Here is a 23657-nt window from a genome sequence, read left to right as displayed (position 1 = left end):
TTTTCTACGCCTCTACACTACCTCTTATACAATCTGTTTCTGTCTGATTAACCGCACGATCCTCCGCATCAATAACAACACCATACTGATCCTTTGCTTGCTCTAGTGTAATATTACCTAGTATGACGTCCTGTAAAACAGCCTCTGGATCTCTTTCATACGAGGAACCGTAACCACCACCTCCAGATGTCGATAGAATAATTGAACTTCCCCTAGGTGCTGTAATCGTGACCTTAGAAGATAATTCTTCACGCTCGCCTTCTGGTGTAACTAACGTACAAGCGGAATTTTGACCACCGTCTCCACCAAAAAGTCCCCAAGGAGATAGCTTCTGACGATCCGACATTAACGTAACCGTGAAGTCATCACCTAATAGTTTGATATCACGCATTAATCCAAGACCACCCCGATGTTTTCCTGGGCCACCGCTACCATCCACTAAACTATATCGGTTAACGAGTAATGGGTAAGTTTGTTCAATCACTTCTACAGGTGTATTTAGTGTATTCGTCATATTGGTATGAACCCCATCCATCCCATCTAAATCAATGAGTCCACCTTGTCCTCCGCCATATGTTTCTACATAGGAGAAATACTCATCTTCCTCGGAATTAAATCCACCAATGGCAAATCCATTCATCGTCCCCGCACAAGCTGACATGGATTCTTCAGGAAGAATTTGCGCAATCGCACCAAAAATTGTGTCCGTAATACGTTGAGACGTATTGACATTTGCGTTGGATACCGCTGCAGGGAAATTAGGATTCACAATCGTCCCTTTCGGTGCAACAATTTTAATACTGCGATAGGTTCCACTATTGGGGGGCACTTCTGAATCTAAAACCGATTTGAGTGCATAGTACACACATGCATTAGTCACACCATGCGTAGAGTTAACTGGACCTTTCGCCTGCTTAGAAGAACCTGTAAAATCAACTTCAATTTCCTCATCACTAATATGGACGTTTACTTTTACGTTGATCAAGTCGTCCGTGATCCCGTCACCTTCAATGACGTCCTCAAACTTGTAACTTCCATTTGGAACTTTGCTTATAGCTGCTTTCATTCTACGAGCAGAATAGTCCATAATTTCTTTCATACTTGCAAAAACATGATCTAACGAATAACGATCAATGAGATCAATCATTCTTTTTTCCGCAACATTATTTGCTGCTAATTGCGCGTAAATATCACCGACAACTTCTCTACCTGTTCGAACATTTTTCTCAATTAATCGAAGCACTTCATTATCAATGATTCCTTCTCTTACAATTCGTACGCCTGGAAGTCTTAACCCTTCTTGGAAAATTTCCGTTGCTTTAACAGACATACTTCCTGGGACTAAACCTCCTACATCCACATGGTGAGCAATATTTGCAGCTAGGGCTACAAGCTCATCCTCATAAAAAATTGGACTGATCATAAAAATATCCGGAAGATGGGACCCACTGATGTAAGGATCATTGATTAAGATTGCATCTCCTCGTTTTAATTCGTATGTTGGGAAAATCTTCAATACTTCCTTCACAACCGATGGCATCAAGCCTAAATGAAGCGGAACATGCTCTGCTTGTGCTACTAGTTCTCCCTCTTTTGTATAAATGGCAGTGGAACAGTCCATTCTGTCTTTTATATTAGTGGATATCGCTGTTCGAATGAGGGTTATCCCCATCTCTTCTGCAATAGTGTGAAACGCATTTTTCATTACCTCAAGGGTTACCCCATCAATTTTTTGAATACTCATACTGAACTTCCTCCCTTGTTTGTTCGACAGCAAGATCAATGATTAAATTTCCTGTGTGATCTGTAGTAACTTTTTGATCTGGATGAATAATGATGGTTGAATCTAATTGTTCAATAACCGCAGGCCCTGTAATAGATACACTGCTATTCATACTAGTACGCTCATAGATTGGGGTAGTAACAAATGAATCATTGAAATAAATATCACGTTCTCCGATTTTTTCAACCTTTCCATCTGTTAAAAGCTCTTCTCGATCAGTGGACACTTCTTTTATTTTTCCATTTCCAATTAATCGAACATTAATTAATTCAAGTTCTTCTCCTTTACGGTTAAAACCATATACTCTTTCATGAATTTCATGGAACAGGTTAGTCGCTTTTGCTAACGAACTTTCCGTTACTTTCAGATCATGAATAGGTACATTAATTTCATATGCTTGACGGATGTAACGAAGATCTAAACTAGCTTCTAGTTCAATATCATCCTCTGCAAACCCCTCGTTTTCTAAATCTTGTTTCGCTTCAGCAGCAAGAGAGTCTACTATTTCATTCACCTTATTAAAATCTAGTGCCGACAGTTTAGTAGAATAGGTTTGAACGTAATCATGGCGTACATCTGCCATCAACATTCCCATTGCACAAGCAATCCCAGGACTTGGAGGAATAATTACTTCCTTTGATCCAAGCTCTTTAGCAATATCCACCGCATGTAGAGGTCCTGCTCCACCAAAAGCCATTAAGGAGAAGTTACGTGAATCATGCCCTTTCTCTATGGATATAACTCGAATTCCTCGAACCATGTTGGCATTAATCACTCGCAAAACACCTTCAGCCGCTTCTTCGACAGTGATTCCTAAAGGAGCCGCAATTTTTTCTTTCATTGCTTTACGTGCAGATTCCACATCCATTTTCATTCTTCCACCTAAAATGGAATCTGGATTCAATCTTCCTAAAATTACATTCGCATCACTTACGGTTGGCTCTGTTCCACCTTTTCCGTAACAAACTGGACCAGGATCAGCACCAGCACTATGTGGACCTACTCTTAACGCCCCACCTGCATCAATCCAAGCTATACTTCCCCCACCAGATCCGATCGTATGCATCTCCACCATCGGCACTTTTATAGGACGACCATCAATTTCACTCACCGTTGTATATTGTGGTTCCTCGTTCTCAATTAGGGCAGTATCTAAGCTTGTTCCTCCCATATCAATTGTAATGATATTTTTATAGGCTGTGTTTTTAGCAACGATACACCCAGCTAACACTCCACCTGCCGGTCCAGACAACATCGTACGTACAGGCATATTCATGGCTGTATCCGCACTGATAACCCCACCATTTGATTGCATAACATATAGGTTACTAGGTATTTCCATTTCCTTGATACTGTCATCTAAATGCTTTAAATAATGCTTCATTTTTGGTAAGACATAGGCATTCGCAACAGACGTACTGGTGCGTTCATATTCTCTAAATTCCGGTAAAATTTCACAAGATAGCGTGATGGAAACTTCTGGGACTAGCTCGTTAAGAATACGTTTCACTTCTTGTTCATGTGAAGCGTTTATATAGGAATTAATCAAGCATACCGCTAATGATTCAATCTTATTTTCTTTAAGTAACGCAGCTAGCTTCTTCAGCTCAACTCGACTAATCTCTTTTAAAACGTTTCCATTTGCTTCGATACGTTCATCCAATTCAAAACGTAAATTCCTAGGTACAAGAGGATTTGACTTGCGCGCACGAAAATCGTATAACTTCGGACGAGTTTGTCTTCCAATTTGCAAGACATCTTTGAACCCTTTTGTTGTTAACAGTGCTGTATTTACCCCTTTTTCTTCCAGCAGCGCATTCGTCGCAACCGTTGTACCATGAATAAAAAAGGATAAATCTTTTGTATCAATGCCAACCTCTTTAACAATCTGTTCAACACCATTTAATACAGCTACAGAAGGCTTACTTGGTGTTGATGGAACTTTGGTAACATACGATTTCCCCGTCTTTTCTTCAATCAATGAAACATCTGTAAACGTTCCACCAGTATCTACTCCAATGCGATACATAACAGTATAATCCCCTTTCAACTTAATGAATTTGTCTACTTTTACTCAACCATTCGTAAAGCGCTTACAAACGAAAAGTGAATAAATCGTTAAGGCACATAAACCTTAATGTTTAATCTTCTTTCTTTTACAAATGGTTTAAATAATTTGATATTATTGATTTTAGCACACAAAAAGGAAAAATCAATCCTTTTATTAAATAAAAAGGTTTAAATTTTCCCCTTTTCACACTACAATGATTATATTAAGCTCGATTTTTCTAAAGAAAATTGACCTCCTTAGAAAGGGTTGAAGATAGAATGAGTAATGAGAGCATCCTGAATCATTTAATTTCCATAAAGAACAATCTCCCTAAAAAACAACAAATTGTATGTAATTATATAATTGAAAACTATCAGGAGTTAAGCGTGCTATCGATCACCGAGCTAGCTAAAAGAATTGGAGTAGGACAAACAACAGTGATGAGGTTTATGAAGAAAGCTGGGTATGATAGTTATAATGACTTCAAAAAACAATTTCATTATTTCACGATAGAATCTACAAAACCTACATGGTGGCATCTAGAAAAGTCGCTCACTCATGCAGGTGTGAAAGATGGAACCCTTAATCAAACATGGAATGAAATTTTGACATTACTGGATCAGAGTATGAGTCAACAATTAATCGATAACTTCGATAAAGCCGTTGATTTAATCATCAAGTCGTCCACTGTGAACCTTCTTGGATTAAGGACTTCTAAAGCGGCAACGTATTATTTTGAATATATGCTTTCAGAGTTCTATCCAAATGTACGGCAACTTAGCTATGATAGTGACTTTATTTATGATCGAATCTTACACCTTGATAAAAATAATGTCTTGGTCATTATTGCTTTATCTCCATACACGACATTAACATTAGACATTGCCGACTATTGTCACAAACAAGACATTCCGATTATTTTGATCACCGACCATCTTTCGTGTTCTATATCGAGTTATGCAACGTATATTTTGCCAATCAAGTCTAGTGATGTTCAGTATTCCATCGTACCAGTTATCACACTGATCGAGGCCTTAGTAATCGAAATTGGCCAACGAACATCCAAACACTCGATCAAACAACTGAATAAATTAAACAAACTATTAACAGACAAAAATATAACAACTTAATGGGAAAGATACAAATATCTCATCCCGCTTTTTTTGATACACTAGACTAAACAGTTTTCCACAAATAAAACTGGCTCTTACGTACTTTTGGTGATAGTCACAATTTTCTCTTGATTGGCTTGTTAGATATCTCTTAAAGTCGAAACATTAATCGCTTTCTAAGCAGTCTGATGCCGACACGACCATACAGTTGTCGCTTGATCATTTTCAACTTGGTAATATATATTAATGTATGAATATGTGAGGGCTCCCCGGACGGAGTCCTTTTCCCTCTTTCAACTTATCTTCCTATAAATTTAATAAACGTTCGTTTTTGATACAATCCTTTAAATCATTTGAAGCTCTTAAAAATCCCTAAATATAGACTGAATTCTAGTTTCAAAAGTCGTCTCAAAATAAAAGTTTCAATATGTACTTACTTTAATCTTTTTGATCATATAAAAGTTATCAAAAGGGGGCCCAAAAATGTCATTTGGCTATGCGCGGGTCAGTACCAAAGATCAAAATCTACATAAAAGACCAATCCAAGTTGGATATGGCCTTTCGTATGTATGATAGTAAGCAATATAGTATTCAAGAGATATTGGATGCTGCTGGGGTAAGTCGGGCTACTTTTTATCTCTACCTATCTAATAGATGAGTGTACTATCTATCTAAAATCATATATGGAACTTCAACTTTACTCTTGCTCATTATATGTAAGGGCAGTTACGGATACTTAATTTAATTTCAATTGAATTTTGTTTTTTATTCTCGAACACAGATTCTATATAATAAATTATCATTCTTAGAATCAAAACTTTTAAGTTATGATTACTGATTTCTAATTTGTGATCAGCTTTAAAAAATCTTATTCAATTGAAGCACCTGATTGCGGAAGATTATATGAAATTAATTTTTTACTAATTAGCTTTTTTTTTTCTCTACTTTGACTGGATACTCTTTCCTTTTTTCCATGTAGAATGTAGTAAAGTAAAATTGATACTAGAATCACAAAGACCATCGCCAAGAATAAACCACGGTATCCTGTAATTGGAATGAGGAATCCGAGTAAGAAAGGTCCTACACCAAGTCCTGATTCATATGAAATAAAATAAGTAGAAGTAGCCAATCCTACTCTATCAGGTGGGGTCTCTTTTATAGCAATTGCTTGAACTACGGAAATAAAGTTGCCATAACCTAAACCAATAAGAACAGCAGCTACTAATAAAGTCACTCCTTGATCTGCCTGACTAAATAACAGCATGCCAAGAGCAAAAATAATAAGACATGGATATACTATGATATTTGGCCCTTTTTGATCCATCCATTTCCCCGTAAAAGGTCTTAAGATTAAAACAAAAATGGCATATACTGGAAAGAAAAGTCCCCCAGCTTCTACTAATTGAATCTCCTCAGTATAAATAGACAGAAAAGACATAATACCAGAATAAGCGAAACCAATGATAAGCGCTACAAACGAGATGGGTACTGCATTTGGTTCAATGAAATGGGAGAGTTTTAATCCTTTTGCCCCTTTATCTTGATTTTTGTTAGACAGTTGATACATAGGGATATTCATAGTAAATGAGATGACCAGGCAAATAATAGCTAGAATTAAATTAAATAACAAGATCATTGCAAAGTCGGAATTACGCATAAAAAGCATGCCTATAAATGGACCAATAGCAGAGCCTAATATAGCGGTCATACTAAAATAACTAATTCCTTCTCCTTGTCGCTTTCTAGGAATGACTTGAGCAACAATCGTTCCGGCCGCAGTACTAGCAACTCCTACAGCAATCCCATGTAAAAGTCTACTAATAAGTAATAATGGTAAATTAATAGCTGTATAGTATAATGCTGTAGTGATGATGAAGAAAATGAGTCCAACCAACAAAATTTTCTTACTGCCTTTATCTTGAATAATTCTTCCTGTTATTAAACGTCCAATCAAAGAACCAATAATAAAAATACCTGATACGAGCCCAGCAATACTTGTAGAAACATTGAATTCTTCTACAGTATAAGGAGCAATTGTTACTATTAATGAAAAATATACCATCATGATTAAAAAATTAATCAAGGATACTAGTGTAAATTCCTTTGTCCAGAGTTTCCCCTTATTCATAATGTCCCCTCCTGAATCTTTCGAAGCGCCAAAGTTCCACTGGCTTCAAACTGTTCTTCTTCATTATCCTCATTATCTGGTGTTAAGCATCTTGTTGAAACTGTGGCTCTCCATTTGCCGAGTTATATGTTTGCTTCAACAATTGGATAGGTCCCTTCTTTTTTATGGAGGGTTCGTGTTAACGATAGATCCATTCCGGCTCTTAATAACAATGTCGAGTGTAATGATGATTGTGGCTAGCTTTGAGTAATGTGTACTTAAAATATCCTACAAGAGTAATAATTAAAATTGAGTAGGATAGCCTCTATGGAGGCTACCCCCTCATTAACATAGAGATAGTTTATTAAAGCCTACCGAGACCATTTTATGGGAGGCCGTATTATCAAAGGTGCCGTGCCCCAATTCTTTATAAACTCCCTCGGCGTAGCTCAGCTGTATAAAGTACGATTGTTTAGTCTAATTTTTCATTTAAAAAAGCACCTGTACGCTGGTAAATGTTTCTATACTCATCAAGATGAGTGAATTTGCCTAGGAATCCATGAGTGACACCTTCATATCTTTTTGTTTTTACATGTACACCAGATTCTTTTAAATTCTCCGCAAATAGTTCCCCTTCATCCCGCATTGGATCATATTCTGCTGTGACGACAAATGCAGAAGGGAGGTTTTTCAAATCTTTTTCTCGAATTGGTGAGACAAGCGGATTATCGGTATCTACGTCTCCTAATAAATAAAAGAAGTTGAATTCAGCCAATTGATCACTTTCCACGAAATAGCCCTTACCATTTTCCACTAACGATGGGTACCGAAATTCACTGACGTCAAGGTCTAAGGATGGATAGTATAAAACTTGCTTTGTTAGGGTGAATTCCTTTTTGTCACGAGCCATTAGAGACAGAGCAGCTGCTAAGTTACCTCCTGCACTATCCCCTGCCACTGCAAGGTTCTTACCATCCCACTTTAATTCATCCCCATGTTCTGCTGCCCATTTTGTGACATTGTAGCAATCTTCTAATGCAGCCGGAAATGGGTGTTCAGGAGCAAGACGGTAATCAACAGAAATGACTTTATAGCCGGACTCCATGCAGATCGGACGAACAACTTCATCATGACTTTCTAAATTTCCCGAGAAAAATGCTCCACCATGGAAATACATAAGAATGGGATAGGAATCTTTTTCCTTTGGTGTATAAATTCGTACCGGTATATCTGCTTCCGAAGTTGAAACTGTAATGTCATCCACCCCATGAACCTGTACCCGCTTTTCGGGTGGCACTGTAGGTGCATTCATACTTTCTCTGGCTTCTTCTGGTATAATTTTCTGTTTAGCATCGGACTGTGGAATAGAGTCCAAAACTTTTTTTATTTCGGGATGTACTGGCATCTGTGAGAACCTCCTAATTTTTCAGTATTTTAGCTGAACGACTCCTTTATTTGTAAGATTGTTAATAATACCAATATTCGAACATCAAAAAATATATTGAGGCCAATATTATATGTGTGCGTGCCCAGCAAGTTTCTAAGCTGGTTGGTTATTATCATTGTCTGTAATAAGGAATGCTTGATTGCGTGATTAATAGATTAATTGAGTATTTTTTCAAAGTGTTCTTTTTCTGGAAAAGCTGTTTCAGCTTCTTCTGATGGGAAAATACGTGATAATTGTTGATATTTCGTTGTAATTGGCTTTCTTCGTGTCTCATATTTTTGTAACGCTTCTGTAACTGTATTGGATTCACGTAGTGCCACAGCCAATGCGCCTCCGTCTTGAATCGCCTGGTTTGCACCTTGCCCTACATTGTGGAGCATGGCATGTGCCGCGTCCCCTAGTAATGTGACGCAACCAAAGCTCCAACGTTCGAGCGGTTTAATATCATATAGCGGTCGACAAGTGAAGTCTTCAATATTTAGGTTTTCTACAATTCGTTGGATTTTCGGATCAAAGCATTTTAAGTGGTTAAGAATTTCTTCTTTCGCCACTTTTGGGCGCCATGACTCATCCGAAGAAGGAGCTGTTACATCAACTGAAACTTGTTTTCTATCTTGTAGCGGCATTAAATATACCTGTACTTGACCATCCACATAAATTTGTAAGATATTGGCGTCAGATGCCATATTAAATGCATTTTCTTTATTTACGATTGTCCGATAAGCATGGAATCCAGAGTAAACAGGCTTATCCTCACTGATTAACTTTGAACGAATAAGGGAACGGATGCCGTCAGCTCCAATAACTAAATCTGCTTCTATGGAGTGACCGTTCTCAAAATGAACTTCTACATAATTTTCATGATGACTGATTGATTTACAGCGGTGGTTTAAATGAATGGAATCAGATGGTATTTGCGACAAAAAAGTGTCTAATAGATCGGCTCGATGAATCAATCTTGCCCATCTTTCTTTTGGGTTATCCGTTAAAGCAGGCCAATTTTCCTTGATTTTGACTTCACCATTTCCTGCAAGGATTTCCATGTAGTCACTTTGACAGCTTTTCTTTGCAACCTGTTCGTAAATTCCCCAATCCTTAAAATACTGGACCGTTGGTGAACGTAAACCAATGCCAGCCCCAACCTCTGCTAAAACGGGGGCTTGCTCATAAACTTCTGCATGAATACCTTCATTTCGCAAAGCAACTGCAGCTGCTGCACCCCCAATTCCTCCTCCGATAATAGCAACTTTTAACTCAGATATTTTTTTGTCTACTATACGCATAAACAACTTCCTCTCCACTTAAAATTTTGTACTTAAGAGTACATTTGTGAATCTGAAGTAAATGTTAACAATATAAAAGTTCAAAATTCAAACGATATTTTTCTGAAAACATAGGGAATAATCCTAAAAGACTACACTAAACGATGGTGCTATGTGACTGGTTTCTCGATTTTTAATATAAGATATACTAAGCAGAAAGTAATGTTATAAGCATAGAAAAGTAGGAAGAATACCCGGGTGCCTTTTGATCATTTTTTAGAAGAAATTTCCAAAAAGTGATCGACAAAAATAGATTCCGCTAAAGAAAATTTAAAAAGAAGGATTTACCCTTTTCCCTTTGCAATCTGAGAGAAAAAAGACTCAGGTCATAGCATTCAATTGGAAATGACGGCTAACCCATCAATGGACTTGTGTTCATTGCGCAAGTACGTTAGTACATATTTAACAAAAGTCTCCCCTTTCTCTAGAAATACTTCTAGGACTTCGTTTAAGTTTTACCGGGTTCTTTATATAGCGAGGTTTAATAGACCCCACACACCATGACTATTCCTTTCAGTCTCATTGCTTTTTGCAATCGTTTCGCTGACAACTTCCGACACCATTAATTACACCCTATCAGCATCAGAAACCATTCTAGCGGGGATAGTGGCTCTTTTATCTGCCTTTACTCCTTAGCCCGTAGAGAACTTTAACTACAAGTCACCGCCAATACCGAACACAAAATCAAAAAGTCACTCTCCAATACGAAAGACATTGAGCTTGTAGAAAAACACGGGGTTTCTCTACAAGCTGAGAGCCTACTCCCCCTATAAAGGAAGTAGGCTCTTTTGTTTGGTTGCTCTGTTACGTATGGAGAAAATGCAAGGGAGACCTTACATCATGCCGCCTATTCACTCGGCTAGTTAACAGGAAAATAATAAGGCCCACAGAACCTTACTATCTCAAGGTTTCCGTTAGCAAATAAATTGATTAAACATAATAAGTTTCAATACATTATGAACAGTATCCAGTCATAATCCAGTCACTCAAAACATCACCTAAGTTTCAGACTATAAGAAAATGGACCTTAACTTGAATAAGAAGGTTTAGGCGAAAGCAGAGAGAAAATATCAGCTAATAACGGTGGGGCAATCATAACCCATAGAATTTCCTGATACCCACCAAACCAATCATAAAAGATTCCAACCAAATGCTGAACCTAACACCATTACAGTCTGCGCCAAACCTTTGATACTTCCTAAATGTTTTCTTCCAAAATAATTAGGCCTCACGATACTTCACACAATTCGCACAAACCCATTAACACTGCCCCAAATCACTCCGTAAATAACCGCACCGGTCCATGAACTGACTTGTAAAAGCACGAATAAAGCTATAACTTGTCCGCCAAATGTAATGGCTGATAAATAATGAACAGGTACTCGATCCACAGATAACCGACAAAAAAAGTTACCGAAAATCCGATAATTGCCGTCATAGATAGAACCAAAGCTGCAACGGAATCTCCTAGTCCTTTCCCATCTGCAATAGATACAAGGTGGAATGTAACTCCAGTGTTAACCAAAGCGGGTACACTATAACAGAAGAGAATGAGCCAAAAAGCTTTTGTTCTCATGGCTTCCTTGAGAGTCAAGGTACACTTTTTCCACTCCTTATGTAAAGGGTAGAGTTCTAGACCTCGTGTGTGGAACAGGCTATGGAAGTGCCATGGTAGCAAAAGAGAAGAAAATTGTGCAAAATACGAATCAGCATATTAAAGCACAAGCAAAAAAAGCAAAAGAAGAAGCCCGATTCTGTTTTACTTATCATTATCCAAACTAAGCATCTTTCACTTCTTGTCCAGCGTTATTAATTAAAGTAGTAGGTTCTCTTTTGCCCTTCGCTATCATAAGACCTACAGCAAACCCTACTAAACCAGTCACAATCCACCCAGCTCCATTTTCAAAAAAAGGTATGAACATGAAATAACTATTGATTGTTCCTGGGGCTATACCTGCTTCTTTTAAAGCATCCAGTATTGCTACAATACCTACTCCCGTTATTGTCCCAACATATACTCCTTGATGACCTCCAAATATGTTATTAGCAAATATTAATCCGATTAGTGCTATAGCTAATGGGTATAAAAGCAAAAGAACCGGAGAAGCCATAGTCAAAATAGTATTTAGCCCAAAATTGGTAAAAACTAAGCTTAATACTCCAAATACTATTAACCACTTCTTATAGGACACAGACGCTTGGATTTTTTCGAAGTACTCAGAAACAGCCCCTAAACAAGCAACGTTAGTAGTCACTCCAGTTAGAAGGATAACCAGCCCAATTACATATATGCCCGCCTGGCCAAGCAAGTATTCTGAGCTTTGTGCTAATACTTCTCCTCCGTTTTCTTTATAACCGATTGCGTCTATACTTGTGGCGCCGATCCAAGCCATAGATACTTGAAGAGCTACTAAACCAACAGTTGTAATCAACCCTGCTTTTACAAATAACTTTGAAACTTCTTTTTCTGATTTTATACCTAACCCCTTAATCGACTTAATGAAAATACCGCCAAATACAAAGGCAGCTAAAACATCCATAGTATAATACCCTTGGGTGAAACCCTTCAAAAAGATTCCACTTACGTATTCTCCTTGAGGAGAACCTAGACTACCCATTGGTGTAGCAATAGATTTTATCACCAAGACCAACAGCAAAACTCCGAATATAGGGGTTATGATTTTCCCTAAACGATCTACAAATTTTGTTGTATTCCAAGATAGAAGTATAGTGAACAGAAGAAATAAAAAGGAGAAAACGAATAAATATATCGCTGTGTTTTCAGTTCCTATAACAGGTTTTATCGCTATCTCATAAACCACAGAAGTTGTTCTTGGGATGACATAGAAAGGGCCAAGCGCTAAAAAAAGGAGAACTGAGAATACCACCGCAAACTTAGGATGCACTCTGCTAGCCAATTTTTCTACTGTTCCTCCGCCACGTGTTAGGGCCACAATTGCTAAAAGAACGAGCCCTACACCTGTTATTAAAAATCCTGTCATAGCAATCCAAGTATTTGTTCCTGCTTGCTGTCCAACTATTGGTGCGAAGATGACATTTCCGGCTCCCAAAAACATAGCAAAAAGCATAAGACCTATAATTAAAATTTTTGAAAATGGCAATGAATCGTTCATTCACCAATTCCTCCTTCATTTTTTATATCTAATACTCCAAACTTAAACCGCTTACATTTTTTGAATGAATATGGAGGGGATTATAGAAAAAAACACCTTCTCAAGTCATCTTTTTGAATGATTTTCGCCACTTATCATTAGGGTATCGAATTTAAAACTGAATTGTCGTTCCTACATTATTCTTTACAGCTTTGTCATAAATGTATTGGGCTACGATGATGTCAACCACAGCTACTCCTACCGATTCAAATACCGTTATCTCTTTATCACTATTTCTTCCTTTCAATTCACCATTGGCTATTCTTCCTAGTTCTCCATAAATGTCCTCTGAATTAAAAACACCTTCTTGGATGGGTACTAACAAATCACCCGTTTCTTCTAAAGCAGCTTCTATCGCTTCTACTACCACCTTGTCTGCAGAAGATACAGCATGAGAAGGCAATTCTTGCATCGTTGGCCTGAATGATCCAACAGCATTTACGTGCACGCCTGGCCTTAACTCTTGTGAAAATACAGGAGTTGAAGAATTTGTGGTTGTAACAATAATATCAGCATCATTTACGGCCTCATTAGGATTCGTATATACGTGCACGCTCTTATGAAAGTTTTCTTTGAGATATTCAGCGAATTCTTGTGCCTTTTGAGCTGTTCGGTTGTATAGCAAAATTTCCTCTATCTCACGTACAGCCAATACAGAAGCAACGAGGCCTTTCGCTTGCTCCCCCGTACCAATAACACATAGTTTTTTTGAGTCTTCACGAGATAAATATTTGGTAGCTACCCCTGACAAAGCACCAGTTCTAACCATTGTCAAATGGGATCCTTCTAATAGAGATATAGGCTCCCCCGTTTCAAAGTCAGAAAGCATGACAACTCCATTAATCGTTTTCTTACCTATTTTTTTGTTATTAGGAGCTACAGTTACGACTTTTACCCCTACGCTTTCAAGCTCTTCAGCTACCGAAGGCATAACAAGGGATGTGTTCTCTCCTTTCCGAAACGGCAAGGCAGCACGTATAGGAGTTACTGTTCGCCCTGATGAAAACTCTTTTAATGCTACAGCTACGTAATCAATCACCTCATTCATATCTATAAGTTTCTTCTGTTCTTCAGCAGTTAAAATTAACACTTGTACCATCCTCTCTTTCACAGTCACTAATACTTTTTAAATAAGTTCTACAGTTACAATAATGTAAAGAAAACTCTTCCTTCATAGAAATAAATGTAGTCATACTCTCTCTTCCATACTAAAACGATCATAACGAAGAGGTTCAGTAGGTATAGAGGTTTCGACCCCATTTATCATCTCTTCGATTACTTTACCTGTGATAGCAGCTAAACTAATTCCGTCTCCTTCGTGTCCAGCTGCTATATAGAATCCTGGAACCTCCTCTACATGTGAGATGATAGGAAGGTGATCGATCGTCCACGGGCGGAGCCCGGCATATGTTCTAATTACGGTCATATCTCTTATCTTAGGGAAGAAGCGTACCGCTCTTTTGGCTATGTGCTTTACAACATCATGATCTACTTTTGTATCATAACCATTAAATTGACGACTACTTCCTACTAAAAAATTTTGGCTTGCGGTAGGTTCAAACACTAGAGCAGCTCCATACTTCTCAGTAATTGGGTCTACCTGCCTCTCTCCACCAAATTTTGATATAAGATAACCAAATTCCATGACATTCCTAGTCGCAACAGTCTTCTGTCTTGAGGCGACGATGACATGCCCTTTTCGTGGTTTAATGGGAATATTTATGTCTAACATTTCTCCGATATATGGAGCCCACGCCCCACATGCATTCACTACTTTGTTTGCAGTGAAAGTACCGTTGTTGGTTTCTAAAACAAATATCTTTTTTTGATTTTTATATAGATTTTTCACTTCCGTATGAGTATGTATTTTCGCCCCGAACTTTTTTGCCTCTTCCCCCATTGCATATGTCAACATGTAGGGATTTACTATAGAATCAGTCCGGCATTCCAGACCTCCGAAAAGATCATCAGCTAAATAAGATGACTCATTACGTAAATCCTCTCGGTCTAACATCCTGAAATCCAGCCCCGCTTCTTGTTGTTGGTCAACCCATCGCTGCGCAGTCTCCATTTCCAATTCGTTTTCACAAACCAACACACTGCCAGGATTCCTATAGTCAAACGGAATCTCGAGTTCCTCTTTTAATTTATGAACCAGATTTTGGCTTTTCAAAGACATCTGACTATCAAAACCTGGATCTTTGTCAACTGCCAAGATATTGCCGTCACATTTAGAAGACGTACCACTAGCCAACTCTTTCTTTTCCAGAAGGGTAATATCCAATCCAGACTTCGAACAATAATACGCGATAGCCGAACCGACAATACCGCCTCCGATTACTACAACGTCGCAATAACGATTATTTGCCAAATCAATTCCTCCCTGGTGTTATAAAATACCCCTCTCACTCACTCTTCCGAATGATAAGATTTCCATTGATTTAAAATCTTTGTATGTCCTTTATCTATTTCCGGATGAAATTGTATATGAGCTTCCTCTCTAGTTTTAGAAGTTTGTTTTATAGAGTATTGAACCTCATCCTCCAGTTGATTGTCCGTGGCGTGACAAACCATAGATAACCCGGCAGTTCTTCCTTGAGAAGTAGCAACTTTGGCTCCTTCAATACCGGTGATATTACCTGCGACATAAAGCCCTTGCAGAGGAGTTTCCATTCTTTCATTATGTAATGGAACATAGCCACCTAATTCTTCTACCAAATAGAACGGGCACCCTGCGACAGCAGCTAATTCGGCCAGAGGGTATAACCCTCCTGCAATACACACAAAGTCTAAAGCAATATTTTCTTCACTTCCCGGAACAATCTCTCCTTTGGCATTAATCGTAGCTAGTTTGACTCCTTCTACTTTATCGTCACCATAAATTTCTGTAACAGCTTTTCTAAGTTGCACTGGAATGTTCCACATTTTCACTCCACTCTTAGGATAGAAATTAACTCCTAACGTTTGCATAAAACTGTTCTTCATAAGTCTACTACCCCAGCGAGCGAACCTAGAGGGAGCCATATGAGATACATGTAGCAGAGATTTCATAACCTCTTTTGGATTCGCGGTTTCTTGAGTGATAAGGTTTTTCTCTGGTAAAGCTAGTGAAACTACTTCTATATTTGCTAAACTTAATTCCATTGCGATTGCAGCAGACAAGACATTCACGCCAATAATAATTCCTCGATCGCCAGGTTGAACACGATGAACATTTGTCATCACTTGGGCTGCCCCCACCGACATAACTCCTGGCAACGTCCACCCAGGAATAGGAATTGGAGACTCTGCCGCTCCAGTTGCTAATAATAGATGTTCGGTTTGAAAAATTTCTTGCTCAGTATAAATAGTCCAAACGCCGCTATCATTTTCCAAATTATTGACCGGAGTATTCAAGCGAAATTCAACTCCTAGCTCAACGGCTTTTTCATATAGATTGCGTGACTCTTTAATTCCATTCCACCAACTACCATCTGGTTCTTCATATAGTTGTCCCAGCAACCGGCCTCCAGTTCTCATGTACTCGTCAATAACCAGGACGTTCATTCCATTTTCTGCACAAGTCGCAGCTGCGGTAAGTCCTGCGGGCCCCGCTCCTATAATGATTGACTTATTCATCCTCAGCCATCACCCTTCCTTCTCTAGAAGGTATAGATTTGCCACTTTCGACAACCATCCCTTCCTTAACAGGTGTTAAACATGCTCTAACCCCTGGCCTTCCGTCTACAGTAACCCTACACTCATAGCAATGACCAATATTACAATAAACTCCTCTAGCTCTTCCACTTTCTTCATGATAACGTAGCTTTCGAATGCCATTAGCTAACAACGCAGCAGCCAATGACTCATTCTCTATTCCTTGGTAAGTTACTTCATCAAATTGAAAAGATACATAATTAGAGTCTTCAATTCTTCCCAATATAGGGTGGTCTAAGATTCTTCGCGTCATTCCCTATTCCTCCCCTAAATCTTCAAACCTCATTGGTCGAACAGGTGGTTGATATTTCAGTGATATATATGTGCGATCTTGCTTACTTTCTTTTGAATTCGGAATTTTGTCCACCATTGGACGGCATGATCTCCCCCCACAGTACCCCATGCCTGCCCGTGTTCGTAGTTTCAACTCTCTGGATGTACATTGGTATTTTTGAGCTGTAACTCTTAAAGTTTGATAATTCACTTCTTCACACCTACATATGATCAATTCATCCTTATTCATTATTAAGCCTCCATCGGTTTACTCTTAGTAAAAACTAGTATTCGCAAAATATTAGTATCTTTATGGCAGAAACTATACCTTAAGAGAAAGGTTGATTTTAGTAAGCGCTACCAAGTTACAGTGACACTGAAATTATTAAACAAAAAAATATATATTCTCTTGTTAATTAGAGTTTTTAAAAGCTATCATGTGTGAAATTTAAGTGTTACTGAAATTATACTTTATGTTTCCTTAAAATTCAAATACTTATGCTGTTTTATGCAAAGTATCCATTATGAGCTATGCTGTATCATCCCTCGATCTTCTTTGTAATCTTTACACCCTCGTGTTTTAATTATTTCTGTATTCCTATATAATTTGGTTAAATAACAACACTAAGATTAATTGAACATATACTGATTTTGAGGTGTACTCATGAATGAAGAAATAGGAAGTTTAATTAAAAGCCTAAGAAAAGAAAGAAAAATGACACTAAAAGAAGTTTCGGAAAAAACAAATTTATCTATAAGTTTTTTATCACAAGTAGAGCGTTCACTTTGTTCTATAACATTATTGTCTTTTAAGAAAATCTCCGAAGCTCTTGAAGTGAGTCCAAGCTATTTTTTTCCTGATAATATACAAGTTGACGAAGGCATGATAAGAAGAGCAAGTGACGAGCAAACCATACAAAAACAATCTTTTACTTATTCTGACCTTTCCGGGAATGTTTCCAATCCTTTATTTGTTCCTGTCCTAGTCACATTACTGCCAGGCGATAAAAGAGGCATCCCCTTTTCACACGAAGGTCAAGAGTTTATTTATGTTATAGATGGGACATTAACTATTATTTTGGATGAAAACGAGTATGATCTTTATTCTGGAGATAGTATTCACTTAGATTCAAGTAAACCTCACAATTGGTTCAATAAAACTGAAAACCCTATTAAGTTTTTATTTGTTAGTACTACTAACTCTAGCGAATAAAAGCTGTGATTAATATTTCCAGCAATCAGGGAATAGTCTGTTACTCATCAAAATACTTAAGAATAAAGAAATGGTTAATTATCAAGCGTAATGCTATGAAATTTGGGTACGCGAGGGGATCAACCAGTAATCAAGATTTAGAAGGAAAGATTCAACCTCGTAACAAGAATGGTGCGAGGAAACTTACCAGGATTTTGTAACAGGGGCTAAGCGAGGAAGGTGAAAAAATTCAATGAGCTCATCAATCGATTAGCTGACTCGGATATACATTAGTCATCACCAAACTGGACCAGTTTGATCGTTCGGCTAATTACACGACGAATTATTAAAAGAACCGGCTAACAGTGTCTCCCTCTATCCTAATAGATTATTTATAGCTTATCTTACCGGTCACCTATTAAAAGAAAATCCCCTCAATAGTTTATAAACTCTTGAGAGGACCTAGATTTAGCAAACGTTTTTTAAAACCAGTCAAAATCCAGTCAAATTGTTCTCAAACCCTATGTTGAAAGGGTTTTGGGCGTTATCACATCATGCCGCCCCTTACGTCTTAACCCCTAATCATGGTAGCGAATTATATAAAAGCTGTCATATGAGCATTTTGAGTGATTGTCACTTGTTAAATCAATATTTTAAAATACGCTTTTATATTTTTTCTGTGACCAATTTTGAGTAATAAAGCATGCAACAAAGTCTTGTGCTATAGGCCACAAAAATGCATTCACTATTTTAGAGTTCATCTATCTGGGTTATATTTTCAGGTGAAATACAAACTTCTTCATTTAAGAAAACCATAAAATTCTGGTCAGGGTCCCAATAATTTGTCTTTTTAAATAAAACATATTCTACTGCCTTTATTACATATTCCGCAGGTTCAAAATAATTGATATCTTCAAAGTTCACTAGGAGTGACATTTTCATTGATTTGGCACTTTCTTTCCATTTTCCAATCAACCCAGGCAGCTGAATAAGTTTGCTAATATCCCATATAAATTCAGGGCATTCTCTAATATGTCCTACATTTGAATTACTTTCAGCATCTTCCTTAATCAAAAAACCGTTAATACATCTATCTGAGTTAAAACGATGAAAAAGCATCTCATCTTCGAAAACTTTTCCCTTAAAATGAATTAATGGTGCCGAACCTTCCTCATATTGAATTTTAACCCCCGAAGCAGTAAAAAAAGAAGATAAAATATCATTTTTAATTATAGATTGTAAGTTCAAGATTCCATACTGTCGAAAGCTCCTATCATCAATTCCAGAAGTAAGATGAAACATAAGTAATTTATCAGGAAGAATTTCATCTTTACGTAAATTAAAAAAGTCTAATACCTCTTCAATTTTGAGGTTATCATAATACCAGCATTTATCTTTATTAGTTACTCTGTACTTATTACTCTCAATATACATATCTAAAGTTGCTTCGTCAGTTCTAAGCAATTCACATAAAGACTTTAAAGCTGTGTCAACTGTTGAACAATCTAGCACTCTCACGTTATTTCCCCTTCCAATTGTTTAAAAATTTATCCTATGTCAATCACTCATTTAACTGTAAATCTTCACTCGCTTCTTTGATGGTTCGATTTAGAAGGTTTCTTTTTTAGAGAAATAATTCCTTTATATAGAATTGCTTTGAAGAGATAATAAATTTTATACCTCATATGTATCACGGAGAGATCCTTTCATACGGAATTAGTATGCGCCCGACACTAGGTCTAGTGATGAAGCCACTGAAAGACGTCCTCCAAATGGTTAAAATCAAGTACCGGACAACTATACACTCTGATCAAGGATGGCATTATCAGCACAGGAAATGGGGCAGAACTCTAAAAGAACACAACGTGTTCCAATGTCTCGGAAAGGAAACTGCATCAATAATTCACCGATGAAGAATTTCTTTGGACTAATGAAGCAGGAAATGTACCATGGAGAGTCTCTTCGCACTTACGAAGATTTAAAAAGGGATATCGAGTCTTACATCAATTATTACAATAACAATCGTATTAAACAGAAATTGGCCGGTATGAGTCCGGTTCAGTACCGTCTTCACAACAGCCAATTAACTGCTTGATATAAAACTCTAACTTTTAGGGGTCACCTCACTCTAGGGCTTTTTTATAATCTATGGGAGTGATGGGTTTATATCCGTGCGTCCATACTTCACAGATTTATTTGATTTTCGTACGGTAAAATAATTGTACTATTAATAACTACTTTTTCAATCCCCCAATTGACAAATACTTTGTCTCTAGATAAGACTCAATTCCTTCGATTCCACCTTCTCGTCCTAATCCGCTTTCTTTCATACCACCAAATGGTGTGTGTGCCGCAGATGGAGCACCATCATTCCAACTAACTATTCCGAAATCTAAGTTCTCATGGAAATAAGCTCCTGTTCTGTAATCATTGGTAAAAAAATAAGCTGCAAGGCCATAGGGAGTACTATTAGCGATTTCTACTGCTTCTTCTATTTCTTTAAATGTAGTAAGTGGGATAACAGGCCCAAAGGTCTCTTCTTGCATGATAGCCATATTTTCATTAACATTTTTTAATACAGTGGGATGAATAAAGAAACAACCGGCATCCCTATTGGCATTGTAGTTATTCCCGCAAAGCACTTCTGCTCCCTTTTGCATCGCATCGTTTATTTGATAAATGATTTTATCAAAACCTTTTTCATTAATAATTGGGCCTATGTTTATGTCTTTTTCTAATCCATTACCAACCTTTAATTTTACTACTTCTTTTGTTAGTTTTTCGGAAAATTCATCAACTATATTTTCGTGAACTAATACACGATTAACGCAAATACAGGTTTGGCCAGCATTTCTGAACTTCGAGGCTATTGTCTGTGATACGGCAAAATCAATGTCAGCGTCCTCCGAGATAATCAGTGGTGCATGCCCTCCTAATTCCAAAGATATGTGTTTTACCGTGTCTGCACTATCCTTCATGAGCAATTTGCCAACAGTTGTCGATCCTGTAAACGTGATTTTTTTAACATAAGTACTAGCTGTAAATAGTTTTCCAACTTCATTTCCATACCCATTCACATATTGAACAACATCTTCTGGAATTCCGGCTTCATGTGCTAATTGAACCAACTTTATCGTTGTTAATGGGGTGTTTTCAGCCGGTTTAATGATAAATGTACAACCTGCAGCTAGGGCTGGCGCCGCTTTCCGAGTCATCATTGCTGCTGGAAAATTCCAAGGTGTAATAGCAGCAACAAGTCCAACCGGCTGACGCGTCACAATAACGCGTTTCGATTCAGAATTAGCCGGTATTGTACGTCCATAGATTCTCTTAGCCTCTTCAGCATACCAATCTATATAACTTGTTGCATAATCGACTTCATTAAGTGATTCCTGAATTGGCTTTCCACTTTCTAGAGTAATTGTTTTAGCAATCTCTTCTTTTGCTCCTTGCACTTTATTTGACCATTTTTTTAATAACTTTGAACGATAATGGGCATTAACTTTAAACCAATTGTTAAAACTCTCATGCCCCCTTTTTAATTTTTGTTGAATCTCTTCTTCTGTATTGATAGGTACTTCCTGAACAAGTTGCCCAGTAGCAGGGTTTTTTATCTTGAGTTTCATATCAATACTCCTTCCTTTTCTTATGACTCTTATTTATTACTCAAATTTAACCAAATAATATTACGTTTTTCTGATAATAAATTAGATCAAAAGTCGAGACTCTTCTTACATTGCTCACCATTGAGTTAGCAGGATAGACTAAGGAAATTCATCCATATGTTCAACCCCATTTAAACCAAATCTCCCTAAAGGTATCCATGGTTTAGTTGGTACAAAACCTCAAGAACATCCAAGTGATCGAGCGTAAAGTATCTATTCCATTACTGTTATAGAAACAACTTTATAAAAGATGCAAAGGAGTATAGTAGAAAACAATAGTGATAGCGATTAATAGGACTCCACTTATTATAAGTGCATTGGGATATTTCTCAGTAATATTTACTTCATTAACATCCTCAAAAGTTTCTGGTACCTGCAGTATTTTCTGCTGAAATGCTCTCTCCGCTTCTGTAACATTTTCTGACTTCGAGATGAAAATTATAGCAGAGGTAGATAATACAGTACCTATTATTACTGGATGTAAATAAACAGGTAGCCCCATTACAAATGTTTGAAATAATTCAGCCCCTACAACGCTTAGGAAACCAACGATTACACTCCAAAAAGCAGCTTTTTTTGTGATTGTTTTAGAATAAATACTTGAGAATGCGACCGGCCCCCAGGAAGCTGCAAACAACGTGGCCGCAAAGTAACCAATCCACATAACCGCTGGTGGCTGCCAGTATGTTATAAAAAGAATAACCAAACTAGTAACCAACATAGTGTTTCGACTAAATTTCAAAACTACACTGCTATTTTTTTCTTTATTGATCAGTATGTCATGAGCAACACTGTTACCTATAAGTTGTAGAAATGTGGAACAAGAAGATAAAATAGCTGCCATTATTCCAACAATTACAATAATCCCCAACCATGTTGGCATAAGGTTTATCGCTGACCAAATAAATACATTTTCTGCTGGATTTATATTTGGATTCACCAAATTCACTGTAGCCATCCCGATATGAAGAAATAGGTAAATTACAAAAATCGAAATCGTTGCGATAACTCCTGATCGAATTACAACATGTTCACTTTTAGCCATTAAGTACCTACTAGTTTGCCAAGGACTAACAGCAACAACTGTCCCCCATACCAGACCTAGTATTATTGCCCACGTTAGTGCTTCAGCAGGTGTACTAAAATAAGCATCTGTTCCAATCATTCCATGCCAGCTAAGAATACCTTGATGTGATTGCAAAGATGCGGTCTCTAGAATAGCATTCGGCCATCCCCCTGTTGCATTTAAAATAAAAGGAACACCAACTACAGTGGCAACTAAAAAAATGATGAACATAATCGTGTCATTTACCAATACACCCTTAGCTCCTGAGAGGAATGTAAAAGAGGTGTATGCAATCCATATAATAATTAGAGAAAGACCATAAGAAAGACCTGAAACCGAGGAGAATAATAATGCTCCACCCTGAGTAACCGCTATAATATAGGCAGATACACCTAGAATTGTTGTTATTCCTGCAACCTTTCGTAAGTTTTGTGAATCAAATCGCTTGCCAAAGTATTCAGGAACAGTTAAAGCTTGGCTTCTGCGCAAGTATCGCCCAAAGAAAAATGCTCCTAACACGTAACCACTTGCATTAAATATAACTAGAATCAACTGGACAATTGGATAGCCTTGATATGAAAAACCAGCCTCTCCCATAAAGGTAACTGAGCTTAAAAATGATGCAACCAGAGAACCGGTTATTAATAAAGTTGGAGCGTTCCGTCCTGAAACATAATAATCATCAATGTTAGTTACTTTTTTTGCTAAAATTATTCCAATAAAAATAAACAATAAAAATGCTATGAGAATCCCAATCAAATACGCCATCCA

The 23657-nt window shown here is 37.5% G+C and carries 19 protein-coding genes and 1 pseudogene; 5 read left to right on the top strand and 15 right to left on the bottom strand.

Annotated features, from left to right (window positions below):
* Positions 1-4: 4 nt before the first annotated feature.
* Both ACFODW_RS07195 and ACFODW_RS07190 read right to left on the bottom strand, forming a co-directional pair.
* The gene (locus ACFODW_RS07195) at positions 5-1744 is read right to left on the bottom strand and encodes a hydantoinase B/oxoprolinase family protein (RefSeq protein ID WP_390304745.1); all 1740 of its coding nucleotides are present in this window, start codon (positions 1742-1744) and stop codon (positions 5-7) included.
* Positions 1725-3812, bottom strand: a complete 2088-nt coding sequence (locus ACFODW_RS07190) for a hydantoinase/oxoprolinase family protein (RefSeq protein WP_390304743.1) — start codon at positions 3810-3812, stop codon at positions 1725-1727. The genes ACFODW_RS07195 and ACFODW_RS07190 overlap by 20 nt, the downstream gene beginning before the upstream one ends.
* 299 nt (positions 3813-4111) lie before the next feature.
* On the opposite strand from ACFODW_RS07190, the gene ACFODW_RS07185 reads away from it, so the two are divergent.
* A complete protein-coding gene (locus tag ACFODW_RS07185) occupies positions 4112-4963 on the top strand; it encodes a MurR/RpiR family transcriptional regulator (protein ID WP_390304741.1) in 852 nt (283 codons plus the stop codon).
* 478 nt (positions 4964-5441) lie between these two features.
* The gene (locus tag ACFODW_RS18330) at positions 5442-5603 is read left to right on the top strand and encodes a helix-turn-helix domain-containing protein (protein WP_449366028.1); all 162 of its coding nucleotides are present in this window, start codon (positions 5442-5444) and stop codon (positions 5601-5603) included.
* 210 nt (positions 5604-5813) lie between these two features.
* Here the strand turns inward: ACFODW_RS18330 and ACFODW_RS07175 are convergent, their stop codons facing one another.
* The 4 genes from ACFODW_RS07175 to ACFODW_RS07160 form a co-directional block, all read right to left on the bottom strand.
* The gene (locus ACFODW_RS07175) at positions 5814-7073 is read right to left on the bottom strand and encodes an MFS transporter (protein WP_390304739.1); all 1260 of its coding nucleotides are present in this window, start codon (positions 7071-7073) and stop codon (positions 5814-5816) included.
* Between the two features lie 451 nt (positions 7074-7524).
* Entirely contained in the window at positions 7525-8457 is a 933-nt protein-coding gene (locus ACFODW_RS07170; RefSeq protein WP_390304737.1) for an alpha/beta hydrolase, read from the bottom strand.
* Positions 8458-8654: 197 nt separating this feature from the next.
* Positions 8655-9782: an FAD-dependent monooxygenase gene (locus ACFODW_RS07165; RefSeq protein ID WP_390304735.1), complete on the bottom strand. Its 1128-nt coding sequence runs from the start codon at positions 9780-9782 to the stop codon at positions 8655-8657.
* Positions 9783-11154: 1372 nt separating this feature from the next.
* Positions 11155-11397: a hypothetical protein gene (locus ACFODW_RS07160; protein ID WP_390304732.1), complete on the bottom strand. Its 243-nt coding sequence runs from the start codon at positions 11395-11397 to the stop codon at positions 11155-11157.
* A gap of 14 nt (positions 11398-11411) precedes the next feature.
* Between ACFODW_RS07160 and ACFODW_RS07155 the strand changes: the two are divergent.
* A pseudogene (locus ACFODW_RS07155) lies at positions 11412-11510 on the top strand (SAM-dependent methyltransferase); the annotation flags it as partial.
* Between the two features lie 89 nt (positions 11511-11599).
* Here ACFODW_RS07155 and brnQ read toward each other — a convergent pair.
* The 6 genes from brnQ to ACFODW_RS07125 form a co-directional block, all read right to left on the bottom strand.
* On the bottom strand, positions 11600-12955 hold the full coding sequence (brnQ, locus tag ACFODW_RS07150; RefSeq protein WP_390304729.1) for a branched-chain amino acid transport system II carrier protein: 1356 nt from the start codon (positions 12953-12955) through the stop codon (positions 11600-11602).
* Positions 12956-13106: 151 nt separating this feature from the next.
* Positions 13107-14084, bottom strand: a complete 978-nt coding sequence (locus ACFODW_RS07145) for an ornithine cyclodeaminase family protein (RefSeq protein WP_390304727.1) — start codon at positions 14082-14084, stop codon at positions 13107-13109.
* A gap of 99 nt (positions 14085-14183) precedes the next feature.
* A complete protein-coding gene (locus ACFODW_RS07140; RefSeq protein WP_390304725.1) occupies positions 14184-15365 on the bottom strand; it encodes an NAD(P)/FAD-dependent oxidoreductase in 1182 nt (393 codons plus the stop codon).
* A gap of 38 nt (positions 15366-15403) precedes the next feature.
* Positions 15404-16612, bottom strand: coding sequence for an NAD(P)/FAD-dependent oxidoreductase (locus tag ACFODW_RS07135; protein WP_390304723.1), 1209 nt, complete (start codon positions 16610-16612; stop codon positions 15404-15406).
* Positions 16605-16943, bottom strand: a complete 339-nt coding sequence (locus tag ACFODW_RS07130) for a (2Fe-2S)-binding protein (RefSeq protein WP_390304721.1) — start codon at positions 16941-16943, stop codon at positions 16605-16607. Before ACFODW_RS07130 ends, ACFODW_RS07135 begins: the two co-directional genes overlap by 8 nt.
* Positions 16944-16946: 3 nt before the next feature.
* Positions 16947-17213, bottom strand: a complete 267-nt coding sequence (locus ACFODW_RS07125; protein WP_390304719.1) for a (2Fe-2S)-binding protein — start codon at positions 17211-17213, stop codon at positions 16947-16949.
* Between the two features lie 414 nt (positions 17214-17627).
* Here ACFODW_RS07125 and ACFODW_RS07120 point away from each other — a divergent pair, with 414 nt between their 5' ends.
* Positions 17628-18176, top strand: a complete 549-nt coding sequence (locus tag ACFODW_RS07120) for a helix-turn-helix domain-containing protein (protein WP_390304717.1) — start codon at positions 17628-17630, stop codon at positions 18174-18176.
* A 729-nt stretch (positions 18177-18905) separates the two neighbouring features.
* Here ACFODW_RS07120 and ACFODW_RS07115 read toward each other — a convergent pair.
* Entirely contained in the window at positions 18906-19673 is a 768-nt protein-coding gene (locus ACFODW_RS07115) for a hypothetical protein (RefSeq protein ID WP_390304714.1), read from the bottom strand.
* Between the two features lie 298 nt (positions 19674-19971).
* Here ACFODW_RS07115 and ACFODW_RS07110 point away from each other — a divergent pair, with 298 nt between their 5' ends.
* Positions 19972-20250, top strand: a complete 279-nt coding sequence (locus tag ACFODW_RS07110) for an IS3 family transposase (protein WP_390304712.1) — start codon at positions 19972-19974, stop codon at positions 20248-20250.
* 139 nt (positions 20251-20389) lie between these two features.
* Here ACFODW_RS07110 and ACFODW_RS07105 read toward each other — a convergent pair whose 3' ends face one another.
* Both ACFODW_RS07105 and ACFODW_RS07100 read right to left on the bottom strand, forming a co-directional pair.
* Entirely contained in the window at positions 20390-21781 is a 1392-nt protein-coding gene (locus ACFODW_RS07105; protein ID WP_390304709.1) for an NAD-dependent succinate-semialdehyde dehydrogenase, read from the bottom strand.
* 280 nt (positions 21782-22061) lie between these two features.
* The gene (locus tag ACFODW_RS07100; protein ID WP_390304707.1) at positions 22062-23654 is read right to left on the bottom strand and encodes a sodium:solute symporter family protein; all 1593 of its coding nucleotides are present in this window, start codon (positions 23652-23654) and stop codon (positions 22062-22064) included.
* Between the last annotated feature and the right edge of the window lie 3 nt (positions 23655-23657).

This window comes from Virgibacillus sediminis (assembly GCF_042643265.1).
GTDB lineage: Bacteria > Bacillota > Bacilli > Bacillales > Amphibacillaceae > Virgibacillus_O > Virgibacillus_O sediminis.
Note: the sequence above shows the minus strand (reverse complement) of the source record. Positions and strands in the feature narration are given on the sequence as shown.

Excerpts from the sequence above, each read along its gene's own strand:
- ACFODW_RS07165 (WP_390304735.1), bottom strand. The coding sequence starts at position 9,782 with ATGCGTATAGTAGACAAAAAAATATCTGAGTTAAAAGTTGCTATTATC.
- ACFODW_RS07100 (WP_390304707.1), bottom strand. The coding sequence starts at position 23,654 with ATGGCGTATTTGATTGGGATTCTCATAGCATTTTTATTGTTTATTTTT.
- ACFODW_RS18330 (WP_449366028.1), top strand. The coding sequence starts at position 5,442 with ATGCGCGGGTCAGTACCAAAGATCAAAATCTACATAAAAGACCAATCC.
- ACFODW_RS07175 (WP_390304739.1), bottom strand. The coding sequence starts at position 7,073 with ATGAATAAGGGGAAACTCTGGACAAAGGAATTTACACTAGTATCCTTG.
- ACFODW_RS07160 (WP_390304732.1), bottom strand. The coding sequence starts at position 11,397 with ATGAGAACAAAAGCTTTTTGGCTCATTCTCTTCTGTTATAGTGTACCC.
- ACFODW_RS07190 (WP_390304743.1), bottom strand. The coding sequence starts at position 3,812 with ATGTATCGCATTGGAGTAGATACTGGTGGAACGTTTACAGATGTTTCA.
- ACFODW_RS07195 (WP_390304745.1), bottom strand. The coding sequence starts at position 1,744 with ATGAGTATTCAAAAAATTGATGGGGTAACCCTTGAGGTAATGAAAAAT.
- ACFODW_RS07185 (WP_390304741.1), top strand. The coding sequence starts at position 4,112 with ATGAGTAATGAGAGCATCCTGAATCATTTAATTTCCATAAAGAACAAT.
- ACFODW_RS07135 (WP_390304723.1), bottom strand. The coding sequence starts at position 16,612 with ATGAATAAGTCAATCATTATAGGAGCGGGGCCCGCAGGACTTACCGCA.
- ACFODW_RS07110 (WP_390304712.1), top strand. The coding sequence starts at position 19,972 with ATGGCATTATCAGCACAGGAAATGGGGCAGAACTCTAAAAGAACACAA.
- ACFODW_RS07125 (WP_390304719.1), bottom strand. The coding sequence starts at position 17,213 with ATGAATAAGGATGAATTGATCATATGTAGGTGTGAAGAAGTGAATTAT.
- brnQ (WP_390304729.1), bottom strand. The coding sequence starts at position 12,955 with ATGAACGATTCATTGCCATTTTCAAAAATTTTAATTATAGGTCTTATG.
- ACFODW_RS07130 (WP_390304721.1), bottom strand. The coding sequence starts at position 16,943 with ATGACGCGAAGAATCTTAGACCACCCTATATTGGGAAGAATTGAAGAC.
- ACFODW_RS07120 (WP_390304717.1), top strand. The coding sequence starts at position 17,628 with ATGAATGAAGAAATAGGAAGTTTAATTAAAAGCCTAAGAAAAGAAAGA.
- ACFODW_RS07170 (WP_390304737.1), bottom strand. The coding sequence starts at position 8,457 with ATGCCAGTACATCCCGAAATAAAAAAAGTTTTGGACTCTATTCCACAG.
- ACFODW_RS07105 (WP_390304709.1), bottom strand. The coding sequence starts at position 21,781 with ATGAAACTCAAGATAAAAAACCCTGCTACTGGGCAACTTGTTCAGGAA.